The sequence below is a fragment of the Ferrovibrio sp. GW821-FHT12E11 genome (genome assembly GCF_058806975.1).
Map to the genome: position 1 here is coordinate 2,774,823 of NZ_JBXAQG010000001.1, position 12,682 is coordinate 2,787,504.

Annotated in this window: 13 protein-coding genes; 7 read left to right on the forward strand and 6 right to left on the reverse strand. The window is 63.2% G+C overall.

Features of this window, described 5'->3' with window-relative positions; genetic code table 11:
* The first annotated feature begins 170 nt into the window (after positions 1 to 170).
* Complete coding sequence (locus tag AC1ROT_RS13860; RefSeq protein ID WP_492999678.1) at positions 171 to 659, forward strand: hemerythrin domain-containing protein; 489 nt, start codon at positions 171 to 173, stop codon at positions 657 to 659.
* A gap of 4 nt (positions 660 to 663) precedes the next feature.
* Here AC1ROT_RS13860 and AC1ROT_RS13865 read toward each other — a convergent pair whose 3' ends face one another.
* The 5 genes from AC1ROT_RS13865 to AC1ROT_RS13885 all read right to left on the reverse strand — a co-directional run bounded on the left by AC1ROT_RS13865 (position 664) and on the right by AC1ROT_RS13885 (position 4,563).
* Positions 664 to 1,884: a GAF domain-containing sensor histidine kinase gene (locus AC1ROT_RS13865; RefSeq protein ID WP_492972105.1), complete on the reverse strand. Its 1,221-nt coding sequence runs from the start codon at positions 1,882 to 1,884 to the stop codon at positions 664 to 666.
* Positions 1,885 to 2,059: 175 nt separating this feature from the next.
* A complete protein-coding gene (locus tag AC1ROT_RS13870; protein ID WP_492999680.1) occupies positions 2,060 to 2,818 on the reverse strand; it encodes a phosphatase PAP2 family protein in 759 nt (252 codons plus the stop codon).
* A gap of 125 nt (positions 2,819 to 2,943) precedes the next feature.
* On the reverse strand, positions 2,944 to 3,228 hold the full coding sequence (locus tag AC1ROT_RS13875) for a YciI family protein (RefSeq protein WP_493001163.1): 285 nt from the start codon (positions 3,226 to 3,228) through the stop codon (positions 2,944 to 2,946).
* Between the two features lie 19 nt (positions 3,229 to 3,247).
* A complete protein-coding gene (locus AC1ROT_RS13880; protein WP_492999681.1) occupies positions 3,248 to 3,835 on the reverse strand; it encodes a malonic semialdehyde reductase in 588 nt (195 codons plus the stop codon).
* A 23-nt stretch (positions 3,836 to 3,858) separates the two neighbouring features.
* Positions 3,859 to 4,563 (reverse strand): GntR family transcriptional regulator, encoded by a 705-nt coding sequence (locus AC1ROT_RS13885; protein ID WP_492972101.1) that lies wholly within the window; start codon positions 4,561 to 4,563, stop codon positions 3,859 to 3,861.
* A 119-nt stretch (positions 4,564 to 4,682) separates the two neighbouring features.
* Here AC1ROT_RS13885 and AC1ROT_RS13890 point away from each other — a divergent pair, with 119 nt between their 5' ends.
* The 6 genes from AC1ROT_RS13890 to AC1ROT_RS13915 are packed head-to-tail and all read left to right on the forward strand — an operon-like array spanning position 4,683 to position 11,089.
* On the forward strand, positions 4,683 to 5,615 hold the full coding sequence (locus AC1ROT_RS13890; RefSeq protein WP_492999682.1) for a VOC family protein: 933 nt from the start codon (positions 4,683 to 4,685) through the stop codon (positions 5,613 to 5,615).
* Between the two features lie 34 nt (positions 5,616 to 5,649).
* Entirely contained in the window at positions 5,650 to 6,504 is an 855-nt protein-coding gene (locus AC1ROT_RS13895) for a fumarylacetoacetate hydrolase family protein (RefSeq protein WP_492999684.1), read from the forward strand.
* A 34-nt stretch (positions 6,505 to 6,538) separates the two neighbouring features.
* Positions 6,539 to 7,738 carry an amino acid ABC transporter substrate-binding protein gene (locus tag AC1ROT_RS13900; protein ID WP_492972098.1) on the forward strand — a complete coding sequence of 400 codons (1,200 nt, stop codon included), beginning with the start codon at positions 6,539 to 6,541 and terminating at the stop codon, positions 7,736 to 7,738.
* A 21-nt stretch (positions 7,739 to 7,759) separates the two neighbouring features.
* A complete protein-coding gene (locus AC1ROT_RS13905) occupies positions 7,760 to 8,617 on the forward strand; it encodes a branched-chain amino acid ABC transporter permease (protein WP_492972097.1) in 858 nt (285 codons plus the stop codon).
* A 2-nt stretch (positions 8,618 to 8,619) separates the two neighbouring features.
* The gene (locus tag AC1ROT_RS13910; RefSeq protein WP_492999685.1) at positions 8,620 to 10,386 is read left to right on the forward strand and encodes a branched-chain amino acid ABC transporter ATP-binding protein/permease; all 1,767 of its coding nucleotides are present in this window, start codon (positions 8,620 to 8,622) and stop codon (positions 10,384 to 10,386) included.
* A complete protein-coding gene (locus tag AC1ROT_RS13915) occupies positions 10,379 to 11,089 on the forward strand; it encodes an ABC transporter ATP-binding protein (RefSeq protein WP_492972095.1) in 711 nt (236 codons plus the stop codon). Before AC1ROT_RS13910 ends, AC1ROT_RS13915 begins: the two co-directional genes overlap by 8 nt.
* A gap of 4 nt (positions 11,090 to 11,093) precedes the next feature.
* Here AC1ROT_RS13915 and AC1ROT_RS13920 read toward each other — a convergent pair whose 3' ends face one another.
* Positions 11,094 to 12,641 (reverse strand): acetolactate synthase large subunit, encoded by a 1,548-nt coding sequence (locus AC1ROT_RS13920; RefSeq protein WP_492999687.1) that lies wholly within the window; start codon positions 12,639 to 12,641, stop codon positions 11,094 to 11,096.
* Positions 12,642 to 12,682 lie beyond the last annotated feature (41 nt).

Consider the following 12,682-nt stretch of genomic DNA (forward strand, 5'->3'; position numbering starts at 1 on the left):
ACCATGGAGGGAAAGATGCAGGATCAGACGTTGCCGTCATCCCGGCCCGCGCCGCCCAAATCCGCTCCAGCCGCACCCAACCATCTTCCGCCGCGCCCTGAGCAAGCGATCAATCCCCAGGCCAGCCGCCAGCAAGAGCAGGCCCAGCAGCAGCGTCAGCAGTGATAACCGTGGAAGCCGGAGCCGGCATTACCGCGCTGCTGCGCCAAAGCCATGACACGGTTCTGGACCTGGCGGATCAGCTCTGTCGCGAAGAGGACAATCCGCAGCGGCGGCGCGACATCCTGCATCGGTTCAGGCTGGCCTGGAGCCTGGCGGCGCGGGCGGAAGAAGCGGCGGTCTACGAGATGCTGAAGGCAGCGAAGGGCGTAGGGACCGAAGCCCTGGCCCTGCAGGGTTATGTCGAGCACAGCCTGTTCGACCATATCATCGAAAAGCTTGGACGCTCGAGCGCCATCACCAGCCCGTCCTGGACGGCCCACGCCGTGGTGCTGAAATCGCTGCTGCTGCGGCATGTCGAAGACGAACGGCAGATCCTCTTCGCGATGCTGGACCGCCATTTCAACGCTGCGCAGCAGGCCGATATGGTGGCGGTTTTCCTGGCGGCCCGCGACGAGCTGACCGCTCAGGCGCCGCAGCAAGTCCGTTGTCGGGCCTGACCGCTTACGCGGCGAGCGGGAAGCGCACCCAGAAGCGGCTGCCGGCCTCTTCCTGGCTTTCAAAGCCGATCTCGCCGCCCATCGCCTGGGTCAAGCGGCGCGCGATGGCCAGCCCCAGGCCGCTGCCGGCAACGGCGCTGCCCTCGCGACCCAGCCGGTTGAAGCTCTTGAAGGTATCGGCCTGCCGCGCCGCCGGGATGCCGCAGCCGGTATCGGCCACATACAGCACCACGGCATCGTTTTCGCACCGGCAGCCCAGCTCGACCTTGCCGCTGGGCGGTGTGAACTTGTAGGCATTACTGATGAAGTTGCCCAGCACGCGCATCAGCTGCGTGTGGTCGGCCTGGAAGCGCAGGATCTGCTGGCCCGGATTCTCCACCAGGGTCAGGCTGTTCAGCTTGGCGGCTGGCCGGTGCAGATCGAAGGCTTCAGCGATCACTTCGGCCGCAGTCATCGTTTCGCGCTCGATCTTCAGGTTGCCGGCTTCGATATAAGCCATGGTCATGATTCCGTCGGTCAGTGCCAGTAGGGTCCGGCCACCGGTCTCGATGGCTGAAACATAATCCAGTTCATTTGAAGACAGGGTGCCACTGGGATTCATGCGCAGGATCTGCGCAAAGCCCATGATGGCGTTCAGGGGTGTGCGGAATTCATGATTCATCGAGCTGAGGAAGGTGCTCTTCATGCGATTGGAGGCTTCCTGCTCGGCGGCATGCTGCTCGGCCTGCCGTTTCGCCTTATGCAACTCCAGTTCATCCATGGCGATGGCGGCGAGGCTCTGCAAATGGCCCAGTTGCTGGGGTGTCAGATGACGCGGCTGACGGTCAGCCACGCAGAAAGTGCCGATGCGGTGGCCGGTGGCGGTCACCAGCGGGATGCCGGCATAGAAGCGGATATGGGGCGCGCCGGTGACCAGCGGGTTATCGCGGAACAGCGGATGAGCTTCGGCATCTTCGATGAGGAAGGGAATGTCGTCGAGGATCGCATGGGCGCAGAAGGCGATGTCGCGGGTGGTTTCCTGCACGGCCAGACCGTAACTGGACTTGAACCACTGCCGTTCGGCGTCGACCAGCGAGACCATGGCGATCGGCGTGTCGAACAGATCGGCAGCCAGGCGTGTGACGCGGTCGAAGCGCACATCAGGGGCGCTATCGAGAATCTGATAGCTGTTCAATGCGACGAGACGTTCGGCTTCATGGACGGGCAGGGCGGCGGCAACAGTCATGATGGCGGACCTTCGATGCAATCGCGAGTGTGCGATCGACCGGAACGCTATCATCGGCCCTGAAGAGGGCAGCCTAACTTTACAGTAACGGCCGTCCCGGCCCGGCCCGAAAAGCCGGGTTTTCCTGACAGGTTTCCGTTTCTTTATATTCCGCTCCGTATAGCCGGAGCGATCCCTATGTGGCTGGGCCGCCGGAGGTCGCCGTGAAATACTGCATCATGTGCAGGCTGTCGCTCACCAGCTGCCGCAGATCCTGGAACAGGACGGCCAGTTCCAGGCTGGCCAGGAATGCTATGCAGTAGAAGGATGTGGCATGCGCCCCTTCCCAGCGCAGCAGCGGTTGGGCCAGGAAGCGCGGACGGAGCAGCAGGAAGGACACCTGCATCACGGCGATGCCGATGATGCCGCCTGCCAGGATATCGGTGGCGTAATGATAGCCCAGGAACATGCGCGGCAGGCAGATCACCAGCAGGGTCCAGACAATGGCCACCTGGCCCAGTCGTGGCTGCAGGCGCCAGATGGCGGCGGAAAGCGCGAAGAACAGGACGCCATGGTCACTCGGGAAGGAGCTCCAGCCATCGAGATTCTGCGCGTCCATGCCCAGCGGCAGGGTCAGGTCCAGCCCGGTGTTGTGCAGCGGTCGCTCCCGGAAGGGCAGCATCAGTTGCAGCAGGCGGGCAATGCCAATCGCCACCACACTGCCGGCCAGGGCCGTGATGATCGTCTGGCGCCGCTGTTCCGGTTCGTGATCGCGTCGGAACCACTGCCACCAGAAAAACGCCATGAACAGGCCGCCCTTGAAGATGGCTGAATCGGCGATGTTATAGACAAACCGGTCAAGCCGCGCGTCATGCCCAACGAACTGGTTGAGCCAGATGGCGATGGCGCGATCGATTCCGGCGATCGGTGCCACAAGCGTGGCGAGACTGGACATGGCGTTCCACCCGGACGGTTATGACGGTTTCGGGTGTCATAAAACGTTCATGGTGGCGTGGCTGTGACCAAGGGGCCCGGGCCGGTGACCAGACGGTGACCGGACGGTATGCAGGGCGGTCGGATTTACCGGTTGTCGACGCGCTTGTTGAACACGTGGATGGCGATACGGTCCCAGATGCCATTCAGGCGGAAGGGGTCGCCGGCATTGAAAGCCTCGACATCCGCGCGGCTTCCGGCTTCCACCACGAACAGACTGCCGATCATGCGCTCGCCGTCATCCGACATCAGCGGGCCGGAGATCACGGTCTTCACGCGAGCCTGGGCCAGATAGGCCTTGTGGGCATCGTACTGCGCCAGTCGGCGCGGCAGGGCGTCGGCGCCGTCGATGCAATGAATGGCGAACAGCATGGTCACAGCAGGCGCCAGATTACAGCAAATGACAGGCGCGGTCGAAATCATGCCGTGGCTGGCGGCCGAACAGCTTCGAACTGTCGCCGTAACCGATATTGCACAGGAAATCGGTCTGCCAGCGGCCGTCGGGGAAGAATTCGGCATTCACCTTGGCGATATCAAAGCCGCTCATCGGGCCGCAGTCGAGGCCGATGGCGCGGGCGGCCATCATCAGATAGGCGCCCTGCAGCGTGGCATTGCGCTGCGCGGTGGCCGTGGCCATCGGGGCATTGTTGGCAAAGGTCTCGCGCGCTTCGGGTTTGTGCCAGATCTCGGGCATGAATTCGTAGAACTGCGTGTCGCGGGCGACAATGGCGGTCACCGGCGCAGCCATGGTCTTGTCCAGGTTGGCGGGCGACAGCGCCGGGGCAAGGCGCTGTCTGGCCTCGGCCGTGCGCAGGAAGACCACGCGCATCGGCTGGGTGTTCATCGAGGTGGCGCCCATTTTCGCGATGTCATACAGCTCGCGCAGTTGCGCATCCGACACGGGCTTGTCGAGCCAGCCATTCTGGGTACGTGCGTTGAAAAACAGCTGGTCCAGGGCGGCCTGGGCAATCTTTGTCATCGATGAAATCCGTGGTGAGGGCGTTAAAGGCTGACCGACTCGCGCACGATCGTGGCAGTGCGGCGCAGGTGGTTTTCCAGCGCGGCGGCGGCGCGGTCGGCATCGCGGGCCATCACGGCCTCGAACATCAGTTTATGCTCGCCATGGACGTTGCGGGTGCCGCTGTCGAGCGGCACCGACATGCGGCGGTAGCGCTCGCTCTGTTCGTACAGCATCGCCCGCATGCGCAGCAGCCAGTCGTTGCCGCAGGCCCCGAGCAGCGCGGCATGGAAATCTGCATGCGCCCGCGACCAGGGTTCGCTTAAATGCATGTCCTTGCCTTCGACGGTCTCGCTGAGCCGCGACAGCCGATGGAAGGCGGCGACGATGCCGCTCTCCCAACTCAGGTCGCCGCGTGCGATCGAGGCGCGCAGGCACAGGCTTTCGATGGCGATGCGGGCTTCGGTGATATCGGCCAGTTCCTTGGGCGAAACCGGGCTGACCGTGTAGCCGCGCTGGGGCTCGGAGACGACCAGCGCCTCCGACTGCAGCATCGACAGGGCCTCGCGCACGGCCCCCAAGCTGACATCCAGGTCGGCGGCGAGGCCGGCAATATTGAGCTTCATGCCGGGCAACAGGCGGCAGGACAGGATATCGGCGCGGATCTGGGTGTAGGCGCGATGGGACTTGGTCAGCGCCGTGGGTTCGGCGGCCGTTTCAAGCTCAACCAGGGTTTCAGCTATTTTCATCTGAAAAATATATTGCCAGCCGTTTAATCCATATGATAGACCAAAAAATATATAAAAAGTCACGTTCTTGCAAGGACGGACAGGAGGACCGAGCAATGGCAGACCCGAGGCGGCCCGGTGTGACCGCTATCCATTCCCTTGACCGTTTCGTCTTCAGCGTCCCGGACCTGGATGAAGCTCGAACATACTTCACCGACTTCGGCCTCGATGTGCGCCAGGTCGGCCAGCGCCTCGATCTCTACACCTTCGACCATCCCCATCGCTGGGGCTCGATCTATGAAAGCGGCAAGCCGAAGAAGCTCGAATATCTGGCGCTGGGCGTCTATCCGGATGATTACGAGCCGTTGCGGCGCCATCTGGAAAAAAGCGGCGTCCCGCTGATCGACCCGCACCCGCTGGTGGATGAGCAGGGTTTCTGGCTGCGCGATCCTGACGGCATCACCCTGCAGGTCGTGGTGGCCGAGAAATCCTCGCCCAGCCAGAAGGGCGAAACCTTCGGCCCGATGAACATGAAAAACCCGGCTGGCATCGACATCGGCATCAACCGCCGCACGATGCAGCCGGTGAAGCCGGTGCGCCTCACCCATGCGCTGCTGTTCTGCTCCGACGTGCCGCGGTCGCTGAACTTCTATCGCGAAGCCATGGGCATGAATCTTTCGGATCAGTCCGGCGACGGTATCGCCTTCATGCATGGCGTGCATTCCAGTGACCATCACCTGCTGGCTTTCGCCAAGTCCGACGGCCCCGGCCTGCACCATACCAGCTGGGTGGTGCGCGGCGTGGACGAAGTCGGCCTCGGCATGGAGCAGATGCTGAACAAGGGCTACCAGTATGGCTGGGGCATGGGCCGCCATGTGCTGGGGTCGAATTACTTCTATTACCAGCGCGATCCCTGGGGCAGCTTCACCGAATATTCCTACGATATCGACTTCGTCGGTCTCGATGGCTGGCCGGCCCAGGATCACCCGCCGGAGGATTCCTTCTACCTCTGGGGACCGGCCGTGCCGGAAGATTTTGTCACCAACCATGAAACCCGGGCCCACAAGGGCTGACCCTTCTCCCCAACACCGTAACCAGGACAGATCAATGAGACTCGTGAATTACATCAAGGCCGGCCGTCGTTCGCTCGGCGCGCGCGTGGGTGACCAGATTGTCGACCTGACCGCCGCCGGCCTGCCCGACAGCACCGATGCCCTGCTCGTCCTCGGTGCCGCCGGTCTGGAAAAGGCCAAGGCAGCCGCTGCCGCCGGCACCGAGAAGACACTGTTTGCCGGTGCCAAGCTGCTGGCCCCGGTGCTCAATCCGTCCAAGGCGATTGCGGTTGGCCTGAACTATATCGACCACGCCGCCGAGAGCCCCTACAAGGACGCGCCGAAATACCCGGTGCTGTTCCATCGTTTCCCGTCGTCCTGGGTCGCCCATGACGAGCCGCTGATCAAGCCGAAGATCTCCGACCAGTTCGATTACGAAGCCGAAGTCGCTGTCATCATCGGCAAGGCCGGTCGCTACATCGCCAAGGACAAGGCGCTGGAGCATGTGGTCGGCTATTCGCTGTTCAACGATGGCTCGATCCGCGATTACCAGTTCAAGTCGCACCAGTGGATGATCGGCAAGAATGTCGACAAGACCGCGTCCTTCGGCCCGGATCTGGTCACCGCCGATGAACTGCCGGCCGGCGTGGTCGGCCTGCGTATCCAGTGCCGCCTGAATGGCGAAGTACTGCAGGATGCCAATACCAAGGACATGATCTTCGATGTGCAGACCCTGGTCAGCACCTGCTCGGAAGTCTTCGAGCTGCAGCCGGGCGATGTGATCATCTCGGGCACGCCGGCCGGTGTCGGCTTCGCGCGCAAGCCGCCGATCTTCATGAAGCAAGGCGATGTGGTTGAAGTGGAAGTCGAAAAGATCGGCATCCTGCGCAATGGCGTCAGGAACGAGTAAGTCGTCTATAAAATTTCACACTAGGGAGGAAACAATGAAAAGCTTGAAACGCATTGCCGCACTGGCGGTGATGGCGGCTGGCTGTCTGGGCCTGGCCGCTGCACCGGTCCAGGCGCAGTCCGGTCCGGTCCGCATCGGCAGCTCGCTGGCGCTGACCGGCCCGCTCTCGGCCACCGCGCTGGTCCACAAGTTGGTCGGCGACATCTATGTCGAAGACCTCAACAAGCGCGGTGGCTTGCTCGGCCGGCAGGTGGAATGGATCGTCAAGGACGACCAGTCCAAGCCGGAAGTGGCCCGCACCCTCTATGAACAGCTGCTGACGTCGGACAAGGTCGATCTGTTCATGGGGCCCTATGCCACCGGCGCGATCCTGTCCGCCGTCGGCGTGGCGCAGCGCTACAACAAGATCCTGATCTCGCACACGATGGGCATTCCGTCGCTGGTGAAGTACGACATGCACTTCCCGGCCTGGTCCCTCGGCCCGGATCCGGGCACCACTGTGCCCAACACGCTGTTCGACGCCTTGGAAAAGGCGCCCAAGCCGCCGAAGACCATCGCCGTCGTCACCTCAAAGTTCCCCTCGCTGCATTTCCTGTCGCTGGGCGCGCGTGAGGTGGCCAAGAAGCGTGGCCTGCAGGAGGTTCTGTTCCTGGAGTGGGAATTCGGCAACCGCGATTTCGGTCCGATCGCCGCCCGCGTGAAGGATGCCAAGCCCGATCTTGTCTTCGTCGGCGATATCGGCCTGGAAGGCAACATGCTGCTCGAGGCGATGAAGAAGCTGGATTACGAGCCGCCGCTGCACTTCCATCTCTATCCGGCACCCGGTCCGATGGCGACCTCTCCGGAAACCAAGAATGCCCTCTCGGTCACGATCTTCGAGGAGCATGCGCCTTACACCAACAACCCGGTTGCGGCGAAGTTCGTCCAGACCTTCAACGAGCGGGCCAAGGCGGCCGGTTTCCCCTACACCAAGGTTGAGGTGCAGGCGGCCGCGTCCTTCACGGCCTGGCAGTTGCTGGAAGCGTCGGTCGTGGCCACCAAGAGCCTCGACGACCGCAAGATGGCTGACTGGCTGAAAGCCAATCAGGTGCCGACGATCCAGGGCACGTTGCGCTTCGACAAGGGCAACAACTTTGGCGACGACCTGATGCGCATCAAGCAGGTGCAGGGCGACAACTGGGTCACGGTCTGGCCCAAGGAATGGGCCGCGCCCGGCGCCACGCTCAAGCAGTAACCGTTTAACGAGTAAATCCTGATGACTTTCCCAAGCCTGAACCTTCTGCTGCAATCCATCCTGTCTGGCGTCTTCATTGGTGGGATGTACAGTCTGATCGGTCTGGGCTTGGGATTGTCCTGGGGCCTGCTGCGCCAGATCAACCTGGCGCATTTCGGTTTCGTCTTTCTCTCGGCCTATCTCAGCTACCACATGGTCTCGGTCTGGCGGATCGATCCGCTGCTGACCCTGCTGATCCTGCCGCCGGTGTTTTTCGTGATCGGCGTCGCCCAGCAGGCGGTCCTGTCGCGATTCAAGATCTCGCCGTTCAATTCTCTGCTCGTCACCTTCGGCATGACGGTGATGCTGGAAAGCCTGATCCAGTATGTCTGGACCGCCGATTTCCGCAAATTGCAGTCGTCTTATGGCGAGGAGAAGTTCCGGATCGGCGGCCTGTTCGTGCCGGTGCCCGAACTGCTGACCCTCGTGCTCGCCATCTTTTTCGCCTTCGCCGTCTGGGCGGCGATGCGCTTCACCGATATCGGCAAGGCGATGAGAGCCATGGCGGAGGACGGCCAGATCGCGGCCGCCTTCGGCATCAATCAGCGCTGGCTGTCGCTCATGCTGTCCGGGGTCTGTGTCGCCTTGGCCTCCATCGCCGGCGTCTGCTTCGCACTCACCTTCACGCTCACGCCGACGCAGATTTTCTCCTGGGTGGGCGTGGTCTTCGCCGTCGTCATGCTGGGTGGACTGGGTAGTGCGCTCGGGCCTCTGGTGGCCGGCATCATCATCGGGGTCAGCGAAGCCATCGCCATGGTGATCTTCGCGCCCTCCTGGGCTCCCATTGTGTCGTTCTCTTTACTGATCCTCATGCTGCTGTTCCGTCCGGGTAGGGCCTGATCATGCTGAACAAGGCCATTCTTTCCGGCATCTTCGCGGCCGGCATCGCGCTTGCCACCCTGCCCTGGCTCGGCGCGCCGGCTTTCTGGGAATCCTTCCTCTATCTGTTGTTCCACTGGGTTATCCTCGCAGTGTCGTGGAACATCCTGTCCGGCTATACCGGCTATTTCTCCTTTGGCCATGGCGCTTTCTTCGGCGCCGGCATTTACGGCACGGCCTATCTGGCCGGCAAGATGGGCTGGCCCTTCCTGGCAACGCTGCCGGCGGCCGTGCTGGTGGCGGCGGTGCTCGGCGTGGCTCTTGGCGCCGTGGTGTTCCGGGTGGCAAGCGTGCGCGGCGAACTCTTCGCTCTGCTGACACTGGCGGTCACCTTCGTGCTCGCCACCATCATTCTCAATACCAGCATCGATGGCGGTCCCGGCATCTACCTGCTCAGCGTCGACATTCCGCATCTCGGTCCCTCGCAGGCGTCGTCGATCTACATGCTGGGCTTGGTTGCGGCGGTGGGAACGGTGGCGATCTCCTACTGGATTTATGTCTCCAAATTCGGCGCCGGCCTGTTTGCGATCCATGACGACGAGGATGTGGCCGAGGTGATGGGCGTGCCGACCTATCGCTTCAAGCTCTACGCGCTCGCGATTTCCTGCGGCCTGGCCGGTCTGGCCGGCGGCATCCATGCGGTCTTCGTGTCCTATATCACCGTGTCGGAAACCTTCTCGATCACGGTGCCGCTGTCGGTGGTGCTGATGAGCATCCTGGGCGGCAGCCGGCACTGGATCGGCCCGGCGGTCGGCGCGGTCTTCATCACCTGCCTGCTGTATTTCTTCACCTCGGGCGATTATGCCGTGCTGGGCCGTGCCCTGGTCGGCCTTGTCCTCGTGGTTGTGATCCTGTTCATGCCGTCCGGTTTCCTCGGTGTGGTCTCCGGCTGGCTGAACGGTCGCCGCAGGAAAGTGGCAGTCGAACCGCCGCCCGCGCATGCTGGCGTTGACGGACAGGCAGCACCGGTGGCGCGGCTGGCCACCAAGCCGGCGGCTTCGGCCGAAGTGCTGCTGCAGGTGCGGGGGCTGACCAAGGCCTTCGCCGGCCTGAAGGCGCTGAACGACGTGACGCTGGAAGTGCGCAAGGGCGAAATCCTGGGCCTGATCGGACCGAACGGGTCCGGCAAGTCGACCTTCATCAATGTCGTCAGCGGCCATTTCAAGCCGACCGCCGGCGAGATCATCTTCGACGGCCAGAATCTGGCCGGCCTGGATGCCCATCGCTTCGCCCAGACCGGTATCGCACGCACCTACCAGATTCCGCGGCCCTTCAGCCAGATGACCGTGCTGGAGAATGTAGCCATGGTTGGGATGTTTGGCGGCAAGGGCATGAGCCGGCCCGAGGCGCTGCGCCAGGCAGAGGAATTTATTGCCTTTGCCGGGCTCTCCCATCGGGCGCATGTGTTGCCCGAAGATCTCAATCTGCACCAGCGCAAGTTCCTGGAACTGGCGCGTGCACTGGCGGCGCGGCCCAAGCTGCTGATGCTGGACGAGGTGCTGTCCGGCCTGACGCCCGGCGAGATCAACGAGGCCATCGAGATGATCCGCCGTATCCGCGATCGCGGAACCACGATTATCTTTGTCGAGCACGTGATGCGCGCTGTCATGGCGCTGACCGACCGTATCGTGGTGCTGAATTACGGCGGCCTGATTGCCCAGGGCGATGCCGTCGATGTGATGAACGACGAGCAGGTCAAGGCCGCCTATCTGGGGAAAGCGCATGCTTGAAGTCAGCAATCTGAAGGTTGCCTATGGAGCGGCTCCGGCGCTGTGGGATGTTAGTATCAAGGTGCAGACCGGCGAACTGGTCTGCGTCGTCGGTCCGAATGGCGCCGGCAAGACTACGCTGATCAACGCTTTGGCCGGCCTCAACCGCGCCTCTCTGGGCAGCATCGTGTTCGACGGTTCGGATGTCACCCGCATCGCGCCGCATAAATTCTGTCAGGCCGGCATCGCCATCGTGCCCGAAAGCCGCCGGCTGTTCACCAGCATGACGGTGCTGGAGAATCTGGAACTCGGCAGCTTCCTGCCCGAGGCGAAGGCGCGCCGCAAGCAGACGCTGGAGCAGGTCTGCGAGCTGTTTCCCGCCGTGCGCCAGAAACTGCCGATGCCAGCGGGGTCGCTGTCCGGCGGCCAGCAGCAGATGGTCGCGATTGGCCGGGCGCTGATGGCGCTGCCAAAGCTGCTGTTGCTCGATGAACCCTCGCTGGGTCTGGCGCCATCCATCGTGATGGACATGTTCGACGCCATCCGGCGCATCAATGCCGACGGATTATCGGTCCTGCTGGTCGAGCAGAATGTCAGCATGGCCATGGAATTGGCCAAGCGCGTTTATGTGCTGGAAGAAGGCCGTATCGTCATGGAAGGCCCGGCCGACGACCTGATGCAACGTCCGGAAATCCGCCAGGCCTATCTCGGCCTGACGCACTGACCGGTCAGAGCACCGCCTCGATCAGCATCGGGCCGCGCTGACGCAGGGCGCCCTCGAACAGCGTGACGAAGGTTTCGACGCTATCGGCGCGTGCCGCCGTCACGCCCAGGCCACGGGCCATCGAAACCCAGTCGAGGTTCGGGGCATCGAGGTTCAGCATGCGTTTGGCATTCTCGCCGAAATCGTTGACGCCGACATTGCGCATCTCGCCCTGCAGGATGGCGTAGGAGCGGTTGGCGAAGACGACAGTAACCACATCCAGGTTCTCGCGCGCCTGCGTCCACAGCGCCTGGATCGTGTACATGCCGCTGCCATCGGCCTGCAGGCCGATCACCTTGCGATCGGGGCAGGCAATCGCCGCCCCGGTGGCCAGCGGAATGCCGATGCCGATGGCGCCGCCGGTGAGCGCGAGGAAATCATGCGGGGCCGACTGCTGCGACAGGTCGTAGAACTTGCGGCCCGACGTGATCGACTCATCGCAGAGGATGGCATTCTCCGGGATCATCGCGGCGATGGCGAGGTTGATGGCCTCCACGGTCAGCTTGCCGCTGCCGGGCCGATCGAGCGGTTGCGCGGTGGGTGTTGCCAGCGGCGTTTTCGCCCCCAGTTCGTCGGCCAGCCAGGCCAGCGTATGCTTCAGGTCATTCTCGGGGCCGGCGAGCGGCAACACCTCGCAATGATCCTGCACCAGACGGCCGGGCTTGCCGGGATAGGCGAAGAAGGCGACCGGCTCCTTGGCGCCGATCAGGATCAGGGTGTCCAGCTCCTTCAGGAACGGTACAGCCACGTCGATAACATAGGGAATGCGGGCCGCACTCACGCGATTGCCGCCGCGTTCGATACGGCCATTGGCGCCCTGGGTCAGCAGCCGCGCGCCGGTGGCCTGCGCAATGCGGCCGGCGATCTCCAGCGCATCGGCACGCATGGCCTTGCCGCTCATCATGATGGCGGTGCGGGCACCCTTGGTGCGCAGGGTTGCGGCCGCCTTGCGGATGGCCTCGGGTGCCACCGGCTGCAGCGCCGGCAGGGCGGCGCGGGTCACCTTGGCGGCCGGCAGGTCGCCCCAGGCGGCATCGGCGGGCAGGATCAGGGTGGCGATACCGGGTTTGGTCATCGCGGCCTGATAGGCGGCGACGGTCTGGCTTTCCACCTCGTCGGGCCGGGTGATACGGCCGACCCATTGCGACATCGGACGGGCGATGCTTTCGATATCGCTGGTCAGCGGCGCATCCAGATGCAGGTGATAGGTGGCATGATCGCCCACCACGTTGATCATCGGCGTGAAGGCGCGCCGCGCGTTATGCAGGTTGGCCAGGCCGTTGCCCAGACCGGGGCCCAGATGCAGCAGGGTGGCGGCCGGCTTGTCGGCCATGCGGGCATAACCATCGGCGGCGCCGGTCACCACGCCTTCGGACAGGCCGAGCACACAGCGCATCTGCGGCTTGCGGTCCAGCGCGGCGACGAAATGCATTTCCGACGTGCCGGGATTGGCAAAGCAGACATCGACATCATGGGCAAGCAGCGTGTCGCAAAGGCGATCGGCACCGTTCATCGGACTGACTTCCTGGATGTGCAAAACAGAAAAATGGGCAG

Bases quoted from the DNA above. Each gene is read 5' to 3' on its own strand.
- AC1ROT_RS13880 (WP_492999681.1), bottom strand. From the start codon at position 3,835: ATGACAAAGATTGCCCAGGCCGCCCTGGACCAGCTGTTTTTCAACGCA.
- AC1ROT_RS13905 (WP_492972097.1), top strand. From the start codon at position 7,760: ATGACTTTCCCAAGCCTGAACCTTCTGCTGCAATCCATCCTGTCTGGC.
- AC1ROT_RS13920 (WP_492999687.1), bottom strand. From the start codon at position 12,641: ATGAACGGTGCCGATCGCCTTTGCGACACGCTGCTTGCCCATGATGTC.
- AC1ROT_RS13915 (WP_492972095.1), top strand. From the start codon at position 10,379: ATGCTTGAAGTCAGCAATCTGAAGGTTGCCTATGGAGCGGCTCCGGCG.
- AC1ROT_RS13865 (WP_492972105.1), bottom strand. From the start codon at position 1,884: ATGACTGTTGCCGCCGCCCTGCCCGTCCATGAAGCCGAACGTCTCGTC.
- AC1ROT_RS13870 (WP_492999680.1), bottom strand. From the start codon at position 2,818: ATGTCCAGTCTCGCCACGCTTGTGGCACCGATCGCCGGAATCGATCGC.
- AC1ROT_RS13910 (WP_492999685.1), top strand. From the start codon at position 8,620: ATGCTGAACAAGGCCATTCTTTCCGGCATCTTCGCGGCCGGCATCGCG.
- AC1ROT_RS13900 (WP_492972098.1), top strand. From the start codon at position 6,539: ATGAAAAGCTTGAAACGCATTGCCGCACTGGCGGTGATGGCGGCTGGC.
- AC1ROT_RS13885 (WP_492972101.1), bottom strand. From the start codon at position 4,563: ATGAAAATAGCTGAAACCCTGGTTGAGCTTGAAACGGCCGCCGAACCC.
- AC1ROT_RS13875 (WP_493001163.1), bottom strand. From the start codon at position 3,228: ATGCTGTTCGCCATTCATTGCATCGACGGCGCCGACGCCCTGCCGCGC.
- AC1ROT_RS13895 (WP_492999684.1), top strand. From the start codon at position 5,650: ATGAGACTCGTGAATTACATCAAGGCCGGCCGTCGTTCGCTCGGCGCG.